Annotated in this window: 11 protein-coding genes; 2 read left to right on the top strand and 9 right to left on the bottom strand. The window is 51.6% G+C overall.

Annotated elements, in window-relative coordinates; translation table 11 throughout:
• Positions 1-6: 6 nt before the first annotated feature.
• From DFR60_RS03310 to DFR60_RS03290, 5 genes are all read right to left on the bottom strand, one after another.
• Positions 7-2253, bottom strand: a complete 2247-nt coding sequence (locus tag DFR60_RS03310) for a glycoside hydrolase family 3 N-terminal domain-containing protein (protein WP_110321636.1) — start codon at positions 2251-2253, stop codon at positions 7-9.
• A gap of 19 nt (positions 2254-2272) precedes the next feature.
• Positions 2273-4318 carry a beta-galactosidase gene (locus DFR60_RS03305; protein ID WP_110321635.1) on the bottom strand — a complete coding sequence of 682 codons (2046 nt, stop codon included), beginning with the start codon at positions 4316-4318 and terminating at the stop codon, positions 2273-2275.
• Positions 4319-4323: 5 nt separating this feature from the next.
• Positions 4324-5166 (bottom strand): carbohydrate ABC transporter permease, encoded by an 843-nt coding sequence (locus DFR60_RS03300; RefSeq protein WP_110321634.1) that lies wholly within the window; start codon positions 5164-5166, stop codon positions 4324-4326.
• 18 nt (positions 5167-5184) lie between these two features.
• Positions 5185-6069 carry a carbohydrate ABC transporter permease gene (locus DFR60_RS03295; protein WP_002605062.1) on the bottom strand — a complete coding sequence of 295 codons (885 nt, stop codon included), beginning with the start codon at positions 6067-6069 and terminating at the stop codon, positions 5185-5187.
• 77 nt (positions 6070-6146) lie between these two features.
• Complete coding sequence (locus DFR60_RS03290) at positions 6147-7415, bottom strand: ABC transporter substrate-binding protein (RefSeq protein ID WP_110321633.1); 1269 nt, start codon at positions 7413-7415, stop codon at positions 6147-6149.
• A 134-nt stretch (positions 7416-7549) separates the two neighbouring features.
• Between DFR60_RS03290 and DFR60_RS03285 the strand changes: the two genes are divergently transcribed.
• Both DFR60_RS03285 and DFR60_RS03280 read left to right on the top strand, forming a co-directional pair.
• Positions 7550-9067 carry a sensor histidine kinase gene (locus tag DFR60_RS03285; protein ID WP_110321632.1) on the top strand — a complete coding sequence of 506 codons (1518 nt, stop codon included), beginning with the start codon at positions 7550-7552 and terminating at the stop codon, positions 9065-9067.
• A gap of 56 nt (positions 9068-9123) precedes the next feature.
• A complete protein-coding gene (locus tag DFR60_RS03280; protein WP_110321631.1) occupies positions 9124-9822 on the top strand; it encodes a response regulator transcription factor in 699 nt (232 codons plus the stop codon).
• A 345-nt stretch (positions 9823-10167) separates the two neighbouring features.
• Here the strand turns inward: DFR60_RS03280 and DFR60_RS03275 are convergent, their stop codons facing one another.
• The 4 genes from DFR60_RS03275 to DFR60_RS03260 all read right to left on the bottom strand — a co-directional run bounded on the left by DFR60_RS03275 (position 10168) and on the right by DFR60_RS03260 (position 16633).
• Positions 10168-11094, bottom strand: a complete 927-nt coding sequence (locus DFR60_RS03275) for a nucleotidyltransferase family protein (RefSeq protein ID WP_110321630.1) — start codon at positions 11092-11094, stop codon at positions 10168-10170.
• A gap of 120 nt (positions 11095-11214) precedes the next feature.
• On the bottom strand, positions 11215-14922 hold the full coding sequence (locus tag DFR60_RS03270; RefSeq protein WP_110321629.1) for an FtsX-like permease family protein: 3708 nt from the start codon (positions 14920-14922) through the stop codon (positions 11215-11217).
• A gap of 87 nt (positions 14923-15009) precedes the next feature.
• Positions 15010-15669, bottom strand: coding sequence for an ABC transporter ATP-binding protein (locus tag DFR60_RS03265; RefSeq protein WP_110322049.1), 660 nt, complete (start codon positions 15667-15669; stop codon positions 15010-15012).
• 91 nt (positions 15670-15760) lie between these two features.
• A complete protein-coding gene (locus DFR60_RS03260; protein ID WP_110321628.1) occupies positions 15761-16633 on the bottom strand; it encodes a hypothetical protein in 873 nt (290 codons plus the stop codon).
• Positions 16634-17036 lie beyond the last annotated feature (403 nt).

Below are 17036 nucleotides of genomic sequence, written 5' to 3'. Positions count from 1 at the left end.
TGTCTCTCAAGTATTTTCTGATGCTTCCTGTTTTTTCAGCCAGAACAGCGCCGAATGCTCCGTCCTGCTGTCCGTTCCTATGAAGACGAGAAATGCTCCCGCCTCGCTGTCCCATAATCCTGGTTTCTGAAAGAATTTCAGCTGGTCTTCCCCGATGGAGAAAGCCACTTTTGCCTCCTCCCCCGGCTGCAGTGTGATGCGTTTCAAGCCCTTCAGCTGCTTCACCGGCCTCGCTGTGTTGCCGGTTACATCGCGGAGATAGAGCTGAACCGTCTCGGTTCCTTCCCGTTTCCCTGTATTTTTTATGGTCACAGACGCCTCGATCTCTTCCCCCGGCGTCAGCTCGTGTTTACTCAGACGGACCTCAGAAAGCTCCATGCTCGTATAGGTCAGACCATAGCCAAAGAAATACAGCGGATCGGCGGGTATGTCCTGATACCTGGAGACGTACCGTTCCTGCTTCCCTTTTCGGTAAGGCCGTCCCGTCATCAGGCTGTCATAATGGACCGGTACCTGCCCCACACAGTAAGGAAAGCTCATGGGAAGCTTTCCCGAAGGCGCTCTCGTTCCGGTCAGCACATCGATAATTGCCCGGCCGCCTTCCATACCTGGCATCCACACAGAAAGCACGGCTCTGGCCCGCTCAGAAATAACGCGCAGATCGAGAGGACGGCCGCTGAATACCACAGCCACCACATTGGGATTTACTTCGGAAACCGCGCGGAATAAGTCCTGCTGGATCTCTGGAATCTCAATAAATGCCCGGCTTGCGGCTTCCCCTGACTGAAAGCAGTGTTCGCCGAGGGGCATGACCACCACATCGGCTTCCTCTGCGGCCTTTCGAGCCTCCTCCCTCCAGCGGTCTGTCTCTTCCTGCGGCGCGCCGCAGGGCTTATACCGTTCAAAGCCCTCCAGCACCGTCCCCGGAGCCAGCACGGGACAGCCGGTATGGTATGTCACGGACCAGCCAGCCAGCGCTTCTTCCGCAGCCGCTCGTATGGTCTTTACCGCCCCGGTTTCGGCGCCTCCCGTAAAGGACCAGCTGCCCAGCATATCCTGAGAATCGGTGTAGGGACCGATAAATGCGATCTTTTGCTTCGGGGAAAGCGGCAGGACGGCATCCTCATTTTTAAGCAGTACGAAGGATTTCACCGCCGCTTCATACGCCAGCTTCCGGTGTTCTTCACAGAGAGACGTGCGGGCTTCCCTCGCCTCGTCGGCTCCGTGGAAGGGATCCTCAAACAGTCCCAGCCAGTTTTTAAGCTCCAGAACTCTCAGGACACTCTCGTCGAGGAGCATCTCATCCAGCGTTCCGTTCTTCACCAGTCCGGCCAGATACTCCGGATATACGCCGGACATCATATCGATATCAACTCCCGCTTCCAGCGCGCGGCGCGCGGCATCCGCCCTGTCTTCGGAGACACCGTGAATCACCGTCTCTCCGATCGCCGCGTAATCCGAGATCAGCACGCCGTCAAATCCCATTTCACCGCGCAGAATTCCCCGGAGCAGTTCTCTGTTTACGGTTGCGGGTATCCCGTTCACCGTCTGAAATGCGGTCATAACCATTCTGCTTCCGGCCTTTACGGCGCTCTCATAAGCCGGCAGATAGAATTCATGAAATGTCTCCTCGGAGAGCTCCATCGTCTGATATTCCCGCCCGCCTTCCGGCGCGCCGTATCCTGCGAAATGCTTGACGCAGGAGGCCAGAGAATCCGTTCCTCCCTGCGGCCTCTGATAGCCTTCCACCATTGCCTTCGCGTACAGACTGTTTAGATACACGTCCTCCCCCGTGGATTCCATCACGCGCCCCCATCTGGCGTCGCGCACCAGATCCACCATAGGAGAAAATGTCACATGGAGCCCTCCCGCCGCCCCCTCTTTCGCCGCCATGGCCGCACAGTCGCCGGCAAATTCCGGATCGAACATGGCGCCCTGTGCCAACGGAATCGGATAGATGGTCTTATACCCATTGATGATATCCAGCATAAAAAGCAGGGGAATATGGTGCGGCTGTCGTTCCATATACGCACTTTGAATTCTTTTTATATTGGCTGCTCCATAGACCCCCAGCACAGAACCAGCCAGATGGCCGTATCTTCTCCTGATCCTGGCAGTCTCCTCCGCCTCCGGCCCTGTCTGCTCCAACGCTTCCGTGCCGTCAAACCAGTCGCCGGTTACCTGAAAGAGCTGTCCTGCTTTCTCCTCCAGGCTCATATCATTTAACAAATCTATCAGCTGTCTCTGCTCCATTTTCCTGTCCTCACCTGTATTATACAAATACTTTCACCAGCATAACCCCCGCCGCATCAACCGCAAACATCTCGCCACGGCAGATCTCCCTCCCGCTCAGCAGATCCTTTCCGCCGACAGAGACCGCCAGTTCCTGTTTCTTCCCGGAATGGTTCAATAGAAACAGGTATTCCACGCCGTCTTTTTTCCGCACCGTCATCTCGATTCCCTTTTCCGATAAGGCGGCCGCTGTTTCCACCGTATCATGGGAGGCTGTCCGCAGCCCCTTTTCCTTACACACATTCGTGAAAAACCTGAGATAGAAGTCCTCTCCGGACCGTGTTCCAACGTAATATGACAGACCGTCTCCGTACCGGTTTCTGGTGATAACGGGCGTGCCCGCATAAAAGTCCTCCTGGTAACGGGCAAGCACCTCCGCCCCTTCCGTGTGCATAATATCGCACAGCAGTCCGGCCGAATAGGTTTTCCCTTCATAGCAGAAGGAATTCTGCTCCGTTTCCGGCAGGGAGTCGGTCTCTTCCACCCAGATTCCGGTGAGTTCCCTGAGTTTTCCCGGATAACCGCCCAGAGTAATCCGGTCATTCTCATCCACATATCCGCTTAAATAAGAAAAAACCGCGGTCCCTCCGGCCCTCACGAATTCCTCCAGCCGCTCGGAGACGCCGTCCTTCACCATATACAGAAGCGGAGCAGCAATCAGTTCATATCCACAAAAGCCGTCCTCCATTCCGATTATATCCACCGGAATGTGAAGCTTTGAAAGAGCCCGATAGTAATTCTGAAGCTCCTCCAGATATTCAAGCCTCACGCTGGGACCTGCCGAGCACTCCAGCGCCCACCACGTATCCCAGTCAAAGATCAGCGCCGCCTTTGCCGGAACACGGGCTCCGACCACCTCTTTGCCCAGTGCCTTCAGTTCCATTCCAAGAGCCTGACACTCCTTAAACACACGGGTATTTCCATGGCCTGCGTGGTCGATGACGGCCCCATGAAACTTCTCACATCCCGCTCTGGAACGCCTCATCTGGAAAAACATCACCGTATCCGCCCCATGGGCTACGGCCTGATAGCTGAGGAGCCGCATGACGCCGGGGCGTTTCAGGCGGTTGTCGTTCAGCCAGTTACAGGTGCTGGGCGTCTGTTCCATCAGTAGGAAGGGCTGGCCATGTTTAAGCCCGCGCATCAGATCATGGTTCATGGCAATAGCGGCAGGATCGGCCCCCTCCGCCGGATAGTTGTCCCAGGAAACGACATCCAGGCTGGCCGCCCATTTCTTATAATCCAGCGGCTTATACGCGCCCATGAAGTTTGTGGTAATGCAGGCGTCCGGGATCTGTGCCCGGATGGCTTCAGCCTCCGCCCGGTAATTGGCCAGCATGCTGTCCGAATTAAACCGTTTGTAGTCCAGTGTTATGGCCTGATACATGCTTCTGGCTTCCTCGAAATGTTCACTCACCATGCTGGGGGCCACGATCTCATCCCAGTCATAGAAGGTATGCCCCCAGAATCTCGTGTTCCACAGCCGGTTCAGATTTTCAATGGTTCCATAACGCTGTTTCAGCCAGACACGGAACGCCTTCTCGCAGTTTTCACAGTAGCACGCGCCTTCATATTCATTGCTCACATGCCAGAGCACGATATTCTTCTGTTCCCGGTAGCGCTCCGCCAGCTTCCCGGCCAGCCGCTTTGCATACTGCTTAAATACAGGGCTGTTGGGACAGGAATTATGACGGCCTCCGAATTTCCGCCTGCGGCCTTCAAAATCCGTTCTCAGGACCTCGGGATACCGTTTGGCCATCCACGCCGGATGAGCCCCGGTGGAGGTGGCCATACAGATGGCCATCCCCTGTTCCGTCACCCGCTTCACCGCCGCATCCAGCTCCGCGAAGTCATACGTCTCCTCTGATGGCTGGAGTGACGCCCAGTTGAAGACATTCAACGTCACCACATCGATTCCGGCCTGCTTAAGGAGTTCCATGTCCTGTTCCCATATATCCGGCGTCCACTGCTCCGGATTGTAATCTCCGCCATATAAAATCTTCGATACCTTATCAGAAAATGCCATACGTTTTACCCCTTCAAACCGGAGAATGCGATTCCTTCCACCAGATATTTCTGCCCCACAATGAAGATTAGCAGCATCGGAATCAGGGCGCACACCGTGCCTGCCATAATCAGGCCGTACTCCGAGCCGTACTGGGTACGGAAGGAGGCCAGACCGATCTGAATGGTTCTCAGCTTATCGGATGTCAGGTAAATCATCGGAGCCATATAGTCGTTCCACATAAAGTTAAATGTAAACACGACCAGCGTCGCCAGCCCCGGCTTACACATGGGAAATACGATCTGAGAATAGATCTTCAGCTCTCCGGCCCCGTCGATTCTGGCCGCCTCAGACAGCTCCTCCGGAATCCCCATCATGAACTGACGGAGTAAAAACACACCGAACGCGCTGAATATATTGATCAGGATCAGGGACCAGTGAGAGTCGTTCAGTCCCAGGGTCTTGATGATTAAGAACTGCGGTATCATGATTGCGTGCCATGGAACCATCAGCGTTGCCAGATAGCACAGGAATATCTTATCCCGGCCAGGATACTGCATCTTGCTAAAGGAGTAGGCTGCCAGGGAACAGGTGATCACCTGGCCGACGGTGACGATCACTGCCAGTTTTAAAGTATTTAAATAGTATGTAACAAACGGAATGCGCTCGCATACCTCCGCGTAATTGGACCACCGGAATACCTCCGGAATCCATTTGATGGGGTACGCGAAAATTTCATTGTTATTTTTAAAGGAAGACGACAGGGTCCATACAAACGGGATAATCATGCAGATTCCCAACAGCAGCATGACCGCAAACAGAATGCCGTTTGATACCTTCGTCTTTGTTTTATACGATTTTGTCATCATTTCTTTTCCCTCCCCGGTTTACATGTAATTAACCCATTTCTTCTGTCCTCGGAACTGAATCAGGGTTATAACCATGATGATGATGAACAGGAAATATGCCATTGCGGACGCATATCCGAACTGCAGCTTCTGGAAGCCCTCCTGATAGATGCGGTAAACCAGAACATTGGTGGAGCGCCCCGGTCCTCCCTGCGTCATGATATTGACCAGATCGAATACCTGGAAGGAGTTGATGATGCTTAAAATGGTGACCATAAACATGGTCGGGGACAGCATGGGCAGTGTGATTTTGAAGAACTTTTCCACGCTGTTTGCACCGTCGATGGAGGCTGCCTCATAGAGCTGGCTCGGTATGGACTGCAGACCGGCCAATATGATGATCATGTAGTACCCCGCCTGTTTCCAGATGGCCACCACCATGACAGAGCCCAGCGCCGTCTTCGTCGCGGACAGCCACTGCGGCGGATTTGCCACGCCGAGGGCCATCAGCACCTGGTTTAAGGGTCCCTGGGTCGGGTTGAAGATCATGGCCCAGACTATACCGACCGCAACCATAGAGCTGATGTTGGGGAGGAAGAACATGGTCTTAAAGAGACTGCTTCCCTTAATCCCCTTATTGACACCCACGGCCAAAAGCAGCGCGAACACGATGGTTCCCGGCACCGTCACCAGAGTGTAGACCAGATTGTTCTTCAGCGATACCGTGAAATATTCATCGTGGAACATGTCGATATAGTTTTTCAGCCCCACAAAATTAAACTGGCTGAATCCGTTGTAATCCGTAAAGGAAATCACCAGCCCCATGATGATGGGGAGTGCCATAAAGACGAAAAAGCCGATGAAATTCGGAAGGATGAAGAGATATCCTTTTATGTATTTCCTAATCTTATTATTCTTTTCCATATCCATATCCTCTCTAGAGCGTGTCGTATGAACACATATGGGGAAACAATCAGATCTGCGATTGCTTCCCCAACAGATTATTTACTCATGATGTCCTGTCTCTGCTGCTCAAATTTATCCATGGTCTCTTCCAGCGTCTTTTCCCCGTACAGATACAATTCCGCATTCTCTGCAAATGCAACCTTTAAATCGTTGTATTTCTCATAAGAAGGCGCCTCCGGAATCTTCTTGGAATTAAAAGCTACAGAAGATACGCTTTCCTTGCCGACCACCTCGTCAAATGCATCCTTGGCCGCATCGCCGCCGTACGCCGGAAGCATGCCGTATTTCGGAAGGACCTCGGAACCGCCCTCACCGCATAAATATTTTAAGAAATCATAGCTCTCCTGCGGGTGTTTGGCATCCTTCGGAATCGCAGCGAACTGGAATGCACCCCAGGTTGCGCCGGGGTCCGCGCCCTCCGGAATCGGAAGCGGTGCAACTTCCCAGTTGACATCCGTCTTGCCGTCTTTTTCGTCTGTCATCAGCATGTTGATCAGCCACTCGCCATTGGGAAGCATGGCCACTCTGCCGTTTTCAAAATCGGATAAATACTGGCTGTCGTTGGCCTTTACCTCTGCTAACGGCACGTGAGACTTATCTTCCAGGAAAAATCTGCCCAGGGTAGCCAGTCCGTCTTTTACCGCAGAGATATCGTCGTCATTTAAGTAAACGCTCTTCTGGGTTCCGATACACTGGTAGATATTCCAGTCCACCCAGCAGCCGCCGTACTTCGTACCGTCTCCGCTTGTCAGCTGTTTTGCGATATCCCCATACTGGGACCACGTCATCTGCTTCGACATGTCAATGCCGGCTTCTTTCATAATATCTGCGTTGTAGAACAGCATCCAGCAGCTGGATCTCATGGGAAGTGCGGTGATCACACCATCCGGATAGCAGGTATCCCACATGGAACCAAACTTGCTGATATCCAGGTCACTGTTCTTCACCAGATCCGTGATATCCATCATGGCGCCCGCTTCCTTAAACTGCATAACCTGGTCCAAAGAACGGACATTGACTAAATCCGCGTCGCTTCCCGCGGACAGCATGACCTTCAGCTTGTCATCGTACGTCTCGTTCGGCATGCTGATCACTTCCACATTGACACTGTCCTGGCTCTTGTTGTAGTTGTCTACAATCTCTTTCGTGTAGTTTTCGCCATCGCTCCAGATATAGAACTTTAAATTCACTTTCTCACCGGAAGCCGCCTCTGTGGCCGCTTCTTTTCCCCCGCTGCATCCGGCCAGTGTTCCCGCTGCCAGTGCCGCTGCCAGTAGTACCGCGCTCAATTTTCTTAACTTCATTTCAAATCCCCTCCTGTTTTCTGATACCCTTACGATATCACGTATTCTCACCCCCGGACAGGTTGAAATTTTATCCTCCTTTTCACCGGGAATGATTTGTGTTACTATTTAGCCATGGAAGGGAGGGGTAAACTATGTTCTATCTGCTGTTATTACTGTTCATTCTGATCCTGTTTACACTGGTTCAGAGGCTGAAAGGAAATCATGATTTTCTCATGATTCTGATTCTGCCGTACTTCGCAGCGCTCTGCAGCATCATTCTCTACGTTTCAAAGGATACCTACTATTATAATCTCATTAAGGATTATTTTTACCTTCCCGACTTCCTGTGGAGATGGCTGTTTTTCATCGATATTGGAAAAAGCAACATCATACGGATCATGAATGCCTCCAGCTTAAGTATCTTAATCATCAGCGTTTATCTCGTCTTCCATTTTTACGAGCCCTTTTCCCTACGGGTTCAAAAGGCGGTTAAACGGGCCGTATGGGTCTACTGCCTCCTGCAGTTCATTCTCTATGATCCCTATACGAATTTAAAGGCCTACTACTTCTTATACCCGGCCCGTCTGACGGTGCAGCAGTACCTTTATTTAGAGGACAGAATATATGCGGTCACCCACACCATCAATACTGCGGTCATTCTCCTGTGCTTTCTGGGGCTCCTGGCTGCGTTTATCAAAGCACCGAAGCTAAAGCTGTTCCGCTATAACCACCTGTTTCTGGCCATCAGCTACGCCACCCTGGCGTTTGTATACATTTACTTTATCTCTTCCTCACCGGACTTTTATTTAAAGGTTTCCAGAATCGCAGGAACTTATTCCTACCGTTCCCTGCAGCTCGGAAGCAATGCCTTCATTTACCGGGCGCTGCCCTATATTCTGGTTCCGGCCGCGGCCGTCATCACCTACTGCGCCTACATGCTGACCCGGCTTTCCGGACAGGCCAGTCTCAAGGAGCTAAGTATCTCCAAGGAAATCAGCTCCTCCGAGACGACATCGAAGATCTTCTGCCACTACATTAAAAATGAGATTCTGGCTATCCAGTCCGAGGTGGAGACGCTGGCCTTAAACGCAGAGGATGGGAATGAGGTAAAGGAGACGACGGACAGCATCCTGAAGCGCTGTCAAACGCTCTATGGAAGGATCGACGAAATTCATCGGAGCACCAAGACCAGCGAGCTGAGCTTAAAGCAGTACTCCCTCCAGACTCTGATCCGGGAGACGCTCGCCATCTTTTCCCATGAGCTGGAGTCCATAAATGTCCAGCTGAACCTTCCGCCCCAGCCGATTCTGGCCATGGTGGATCCGGTCTACATGGAACAGGCGCTTCACAACATCATCAAGAACTCCATCGATGCCATGGAGGACACACCAAACGAAAAAAAGGAGCTGGCCGTTACGCTCGGCAGCTCCAGACAATGGATTGCGATTGATATCAGGGACACGGGAAAGGGCATATCGAAGGAGAATTTAGAAAGCATCTTTCTTCCCTTCTACTCCTCCCATCCCTATTCCAAACACTGGGGAATCGGACTGACTCTGACCTATAAGGTCATTCACGCACACGAGGGAAAGATCGTCGTAAACAGCACCCTGGGCGCCGGCACTACCGTGGAGGTCCTGCTTCCGAACATCACACCGGAGCGCGTCTGAAATTCACTGACAATCTGCGGACATATCCGTCTCAAACAGGAAAAGAGGTTTCATTCATGGAAGAAAAGATAAAAGTACTTATTGCAGAAGATGTGGCCCCCATCCGCAAACGGTATGCGGCAGTCTTAAAGAAGTGTCCCGCGATCGAGGTCGTGGCCGACGTGGGAACGGGAGAGGAGGCGTGCAAAGCCGCCAGAAAACTAAATCCCGACGTCATTCTCATGGACATCGAGATGGAAGCCAAAGACGCAGGAATCCGCGCCACAGGAGAAATCCTGGCTGAGATGCCGGATATCAAGATCATTATCCTAACGGTTTACGAGGAGGATGAGCTGGTCTTTTCCGCCTTCCGTTTAGGCGCCTGCGACTACGTCTTAAAAAATGCCTCAAACGAGGAGATCGTAAACGCGGTCACGTCCGCCTACAGAGGCCAGTCCCCCATCCGCCCGGAGATCGCAGACAAAATACGCAGCGAATTCCGCCGGGTCAAGACTTATGAAAGCAGCTTTCTCTTCATGCTCAACATCCTCTCCACCCTGACGCCAAAGGAGCTGGATACCTTATATCTGCTCTCCACTGGCTATAACAAACGCCAGATCTGCGAGATGCGCTGCGTGGAGATGAGCACGGTGAAGTCCCAGGTACACAGCATCTTAAAGAAGTTCAACAAGAAGAAAATCTCGGAAATCATCACCACAGAATCCGACCGAAAGCTGCTGGGAAGTATTCTGAACAATACGGAACTGAATCGTTAATCCCATCGCCGCCTTCACTTACAGAGCCACCATACAGTAATCGCCAATCTCCCAAACAGCGAGTTTAGATATATTCTTTTCTGCAGCGAAGCCAGTACACAGCCGAAAAATCGGGGAGCGGTCAGGGGCGGGGGAACCATGTTTGTTTCAGTGTGCCGGCATCTGGATACGAGTCATAAGAAAGTCCGAGCCTGGCGAACACACCTTCCTTTGGTGTGTACGCCAGGCTCGGACTTTCTTATGGCGAGTAGGAAGCAAGACGGACACGAAACAAACATGGTTCCCCCGCCCCTGACCGCTCCCCGATTTTTCGGCGTAACTCCCCCCAAAAAAGAATCCCCATACCTAACGAGCAAACAGCTTCTCCGGATAAACGCCGTCTGCTACCAGTTCCTGAATCGCCGCCGCTACCGTTGGCTTGTCTTCCCGGTAAGTAACTCCAAACCACTTATCCGGTGTCTCCAGAACAGTCACACGGGCACGTCCCGCACGTACAAGACGGTCGATAATCCTCGGAAGCAGATATTCCGTCTTGATGTCGCCCTCCTTCAGGCCGTCTAAAAACACAGGGAATCCGCGCTCCAGTTCCTCTAAAAATGCCGGGGCGAGTCCCCACATGTTCATGGACACATGCTGGCCGATCGGCACTTCCACCGGATTGCCGTCGTCGTCACGGCCTCTCGCCACATCCCCGTCCTTCTGAAGCTCATACGTCTCGGTTACGTCGATCAGCACGCCGTTATCGTCCACCTGGCATACTCCGCGGGTAACTCCGCCGTTCTCACTCAATGTGTTTCCCAGGATAAATCCGCCCATGCAGATATCGAATACCTCTGATTCCGTATCCATCTGATTCACCATGTACTCGTGGATCTTCTTAAATCCCTCTTTTCCATAATAATCGTCCGCATTGATGACGATAAACGGCTCATGGATCACCTGCTTCGCGCACAGAATCGCCTGGCCCGTTCCCCATGGTTTCGTCCTGTCTGCGGGCTTCTCATATCCAGCCGGAAGATCGGTAAGTTCCTGATACGCGTACTCTACAGGGGCAATCTTCTCGATCCGTCTCCCTATGATCTCCTTAAAGTCCTCCTCCAGGTCCTTCCGGATGATGAACACGATCTTGTTAAATCCGGCTTCCAGCGCGTCATGAATCGAATAGTCCATGATAATCTCACCACTGGGTCCTACCGGCTCCAACTGCTTGATTCCGCCGCCGAACCGGCTTCCGATGCCTGCCGCCATAATCACTAATGCCGTATTTTTCATAATGCTTCTCCTCTGTTTTTGTTCTTTCGCAGACCGGAACACCTCGGGCCGGACGCATCCTGCCGGGGTGTTCCGGTCTGTTTTTTATTAAGTGCCCTTAGTATAACACAAAAAACGTGATTATTCCACACTCTTGAGCGATTCCACCATATCAATTCCCTTCAGCTTATAATACATGACGAGATTTACGAACGCGGAAAACGCATAAGTCATCAAAACACTATAAGCGTAGCTTATAGGTCTGATCTGCCTCCCAAACATCAGCATATCCACCTCCACCGTGGTCATCACGTAGCGGTGCAGGAAATATCCCATCACGATGCCAACCATGCTCCCGAGTATGGTAAGCATAATATTTTCCCGGTATACGTAGGCCGCCAGCTCCGGATTGTAAAATCCCAGCACCTTCATTGTCGCAAGTTCCCGCTGGCGCTCGTTGATATTGATATTATTCAGGTTATAGAGCACTACAAAGGCCAGAAGCCCCGCCGATATAATGAGTACCCAGATTACCACATTCAGACTGTCCAGCATATCGCTGATCTGCCCTCGCATCGTGCCGATAAAGGTCACCATCATCACGGAATCGAAAGACAGAAGCTCCGTCCCCAGCCGGTTCTGCGTCTCCTCATTCAAATCCTTTATATCGAGAAACATGGTGTTATACTCAGGCGCCTTTCCATAGACCTTTTCATACAGAGCCGGTGTCATATACACGTAATGATGAAGATAATTTTCTGTAATTCCTCCTACCACCACAGGATAAAGCACCCCCTCATCCTCCTTCAGATAAATGGTATCGCCTTCCTTTACATTCAACAGCCCCGCCATTTTCTCCGTAATCAGCACGTGGTCGTCATCCAGAACATACGCCTCCCGGCTCTCCCTGCTGCGCAGGTGGACGAACCGGTCCACCTCCTCCAAGTCCTCCGGAACAAATAAATAGGCTTCCTTCGTGACATCGCCTGCCGAGACATCGAGGATGGTTTCCTCCACCCGGAGCCACGCGTCTACATCTCCCTGGGAGACAAAGGACCGGAGCGCCTTCTGCTCCGCTTCATCCGCCTCGTTGTCTGTCTGTACCAGCACATCGTACGTCCAGATATCGTTATACTGCTTCTCGCCCAGTGTGGAAATGGAGTCATTTAAACCAAACCCCACCAGGAGCAGCGCCATGCATCCGCCGGTACCGAAGATTGTCATCAGGCACCGTTTTTTATAGCGGAACAAATTGCGCACTGTGGCCTTTTGTATGAACTTAAGCCGTTTCCACAGCGGTGTCACGTATTCCAGCAGCACCCGTTTTCCCTGCTTCGGCGGTACCGGCCGCATCAGCGACGCCGGCGACGACAGCAGTTCCTTGTAACTGGAAAATACGGTTGCCAGAACCGTACACGCCAGAGCCAGACCGGAGGCCAGAAACGCATAATAAAGGTTAAACGGAGTCAGCATAACCGGAAGATTCTCATACAGGATAAAATACGCCGTCATAATGACGTAGGGAAGCAGCTTCTCTCCCGCCGCCGCACCCAGAATGCTTCCGGCCAGCGTGGCCGCCAGGGCGTAGCCGATATACTTGGAGGCAATGCTCCATTTCCCGTATCCCAGCGCTTTTAGCGTTCCGATCTGCAGCCGCTGTTCCTCCACCATACGGGTCATAGTGGTCAGGCTGACGAGAGCCGCCACCAGGAAGAAGATGAAGGGGAATACCTTCCCGATTGCCCCGATCCGTTCCGCGTCGCTGCCGAACTCCACATACGTCTGGATCGCGTTTCTGTCCAGCACGTACCACTCCGGTTCCTTGATATCGTCAATGTCCTTCTGGGCGTCGTCAATCTTCTTACCAGCATCCGCGATCTTTTCCTCCGCCTCCTGCCTGGAATCCTCATACTTGACCTTCGCCTCAGCCAAATCCGCCTCGCCGTCATCCAGCTTCTTCTGCGCCTCCTCAATATCCGCCTCACCCTTTGCGATATCCTTCTCCGCCTTCGGAATCTTCGCCTCTCCGTCTGCTATGTCCCGGTGGGCATCCGCGATTTTCACTTCTCCATCGGCAATGTCCCGGTGGGCATCCGCAATCTTTCCCTCGCCATCGGCAATATCCTGTTTTGCATCCGTCACCTTCTGCTCGCCGTCTATGATCTTCTGTCGGGCATCCGCCAGCTGTTCTTCTCCCTCATCCAGCTTGCGCCGGGCGTTTTTCAGCTTCATCTCGCCCTGATCCAGCTTCTTTTTCCCCTTTGCCAGCTCCCTCTTCGCCTTCGCCAGCTCCTTTTTTCCTTCTTTCACGGCCGTGTCACCGTAAGTCAGTTCCTGGTAGGAGGCCTGTATCGTATGTACACCTTCCACCAGAAGCGCCCCCTCACCGCCTGGTATCATCTCCAGATAAGGCGCATATGCATCAATTAAAAAGTCCTCCACCTGGATGCGGCCGATCTCAGAAGGCGTTATATCCAGGGGAATGCCCATGGACAGAAGCCCATTTAAGGCTTTCTTTAAATTCCGTTCCACCTCCGGCGCGTTCTTCCGGTACTCTTTCCAGCCCTCCTTCAGGGTTTCCTGCTGTTCCTCCAGCTCTTCCTTTCCCTCTTCGTATTCTTCCAGCCCGATCTCATAATCCAGCCATCCATCATCCAGTTCCATACGGGCTCCCGGAAGCTCCTCGTCGAATTTCCTTCGGGCGTCCTCCAACTCCTGTTCCTTGTCGGCAACTTCCTTCCTGGCATCCTCCAGCTCCTGTTCCTTTTCCGCCAGCGTCACTTTCCCGTCTTCCAGTTCCTGTTCTTTCTCTGCCAGTGTCACTTTGGCGTCCTCTAACTCCTGCTCCTTTTCCGCCAGCGTCCGCTTTCCGTCTTCCAGATCGTTTTTTGCATTTTCTAAATCATTTTTCCCCTTTTCCAGATCCGCCCGGCCTTTTAAAATGTCTGTCTTTCCCTCGTCGATCTTCTTCTGCGCGTCTGCGATCTGCCGGGCCGCGTCGTCGAGCTTCCGGTCCGTCTCCGCCGTCTTTTCCGTCAGCTCTCTTCTGGCGTCATTCAGCTTTCGGTTCGCCTCGTCTGTCACCTCGCGGTACCGTACGGCAGAACGCGGTTCTGAGAGCGTATCCTCAATCTCTTTCGTTACGCGGTCCATATAGTCCTGGTACTCATCCGAATAGGACAGAAAAGCTTTTCCCTCCTTCGTCTGGACATAAATGTCGGTAAATACCTCCATGCTGAAATTATCAGGTGTTACAGCCATAAAAGTATCGAGACTTCCATTTCCGATGGTCGTCGTCCCCCGTTCCAGAGACAGGTACCGGGAAGACATGCCGATACCCACGATTGTAAACGTATCGTATTTCAGCGTGTCGGAAAGCGCATCATCCGTGCCGGAATAGACTTTTACCGTGTCCCCCAGTGCGAACTGTCCCTGATACGCCTTTCCCCTGTCCATCATGCATTCGCCGGCCCGCTCCGGCATCCGGCCCTCCAGCAGTGTAAACTGGTTGATCGATCTGCTCATCGAAAAAATCCGCACAGTCTTCTCCCGGTCCGCGCCTTCGCAGAGCACATCTGTGGTATAGGCGCCTTCCGCGTACTCCGTCTCCGGGAGCTGGCGCACCGCCTCCACGTCATCCTCCGTCAGGCCCAGGGTGCCGACTATGCGGATATCCATCAAATTCGTTTCATCATAATAGGCATCGGCTGACAGCTCCATGTCTGGTCTTGTGGAGCGGATTCCCGCAAAAAACGCAACTCCGAGCGCAACAATAAAAAGAATCGATAAAAACCGGTTCATGCTGCGCCCTATTTCCACCATGAAGTCCTTGCGTTTTGCGTTCTTCATTCAAATACCATCCGCCCTCGATCCATCAGTCCATTCCAGCAGTCTCTTCCAGCAGTCCGTACCAGCCGGTCTTACACGTATATTCCCCTACCACTCGATCTTTTCCACAGAAAGCGGCCTTTCGTTCAGCACAATACTCCCCGTCTTCCCGTTCTTTATCTGTATTACCCTGTCAGCCATCGGCGCCAGCGCCGAATTATGGGTGATGACAATCACCGTCATCTTTTTCTCCCTGCAGGTATCCTGAAGCAGCTTCAAGATAGCCTTTCCAGTCTGATAATCCAGCGCCCCCGTTGGCTCATCACAGAGCAGAAGCTTGGGATTCTTCGCCAGCGCCCTGGCAATGGACACCCGCTGCTGCTCCCCTCCGGAAAGCTGTGCCGGGAAGTTATTAAGCCGTTCTCCCAGTCCCACATCGACCAGAACCCGCTCCGCGTCGAGGGGATTTTTGCAGATCTGAAGCGCCAGCTCCACATTTTCCAGAGCTGTCAGATTCTGAAGCAGATTATAAAACTGAAATACAAAGCCGATATCATTCCTCCGGTAACCCGTCAGCTTCTTCTCCGAGTATGATGCAATGTTGACGCCGTCCACCCGGATTTCCCCCGAGGTGGCGGTGTCCATCCCTCCGAGAATATTTAACACTGTGGTCTTTCCCGCACCACTGGGACCCACGATTACCACGAATTCCCCCTTCTCTATGGTAAAGCTGATTCCGTCCACCGCGTGGATGGTGATCTCGCCCATATGATAGCTTTTTCTCACATCCTTAAGTTCAACAAACGCCAAAAATACCGCCTTCCTTCTATTTACTTTCTATCATGGAAGTCCCTTCCATTCATGACTCTTCTGAAAATCGGTTGTAATACTCTTCTGCCTGAGCTTCACTCAATTGAAACCTTTTCTGCAGTTTCTCAAGGATCTGCTCTCTGGAAATCCCGGTCTCAATATTATCCTGAATCAAAGCCCGGAGGCCTTCCTCTCTGCCCTTCTGAATTCCCTCATCCATAAGCATTTGTCCAACCAGTGTCATCTGCATCTCCTCCTTCAGCCGTTTGGCATACATTTTATCAATCACTTTATCTGTAAACGTTAAAATTCCTGCCAGAACCTTTAACTGCTCCTCCTTCTCCGGCAAATTTCTCGCCAGCCCCACTGCCTTTTCAATAGCCTCCTGCTTACCAGTCCTCCCTTTTACTGTCAAAGGCAAAATCATCAGTTCCATCATTTCTTCTTCAGTCAGACGCTGTCCCCATTCTATTTTTCCTTTCAGCCGCCTGTATATCTCATCACTGTCTCGATTCACAAGATACGCCGACTCTACCAGCAGAATCAGCCCCTCCAGATCATATATTTCTTCTGCACATTCCACATCTGCAGTGTAGATAACCACCATCTTCACCCGTTTTAATTGATTAAGTTCTCCGCGGACTGCAAACCTTTTAATCACCCGGGCAATATAATTTAAGTACTTGACGAAATTTTCTCTGTCAAATGACGACTCATAATCGATAATCGCCAGTGACCCATCACTGAGCAAAAATAAATTATCCAGCCTTAATTCATTGCTCTCAATGGCAGGCAGATTCGTCGGCAGAATATCCATGATCTTCAAGTGCGGAAGTCCGAACGCCGCCAGGCTTTTTCCTTTCAGGGTTTCGGCCATCACTTTCGCTGTAACGTCCTTATTCTGATATGCGATTTCACTCATACCGTTCTCCTTTTATTATATTTTAATATGACAACAGATTCAAGTGTATCCATCTTAATTCACCAAACCGCATCACCCGCCTCTATTCAATTTTTTCACTGCATTTGGATAATTTTTTGACTTGTTAAAACATAGATTATCAGATTTTCGCGGACAGAATGTCCGTGCGAAACGATAGATTCAGCATACTACATATATACTCGGGCGTTTGACACATCAATCAATCAAAAAGTGCTGCAAAGCCTTATTGCAGGCTTATTTTTTTGTCAACTTTTTTGCTTTAAAATATAGTAATATTTAGTGATATATGCTATAATGGTGTTGAGGTGATTATTTATGCGGGTTACTACATCCAGATCAAAAAACTCAGAATCCTTTTACATTACCAAATCCTATACGAATG

This window comes from Hungatella effluvii (genome assembly GCF_003201875.1).
Taxonomy (GTDB): domain Bacteria; phylum Bacillota; class Clostridia; order Lachnospirales; family Lachnospiraceae; genus Hungatella; species Hungatella effluvii.
Note: the sequence above shows the minus strand (reverse complement) of the source record. Positions and strands in the feature narration are given on the sequence as shown.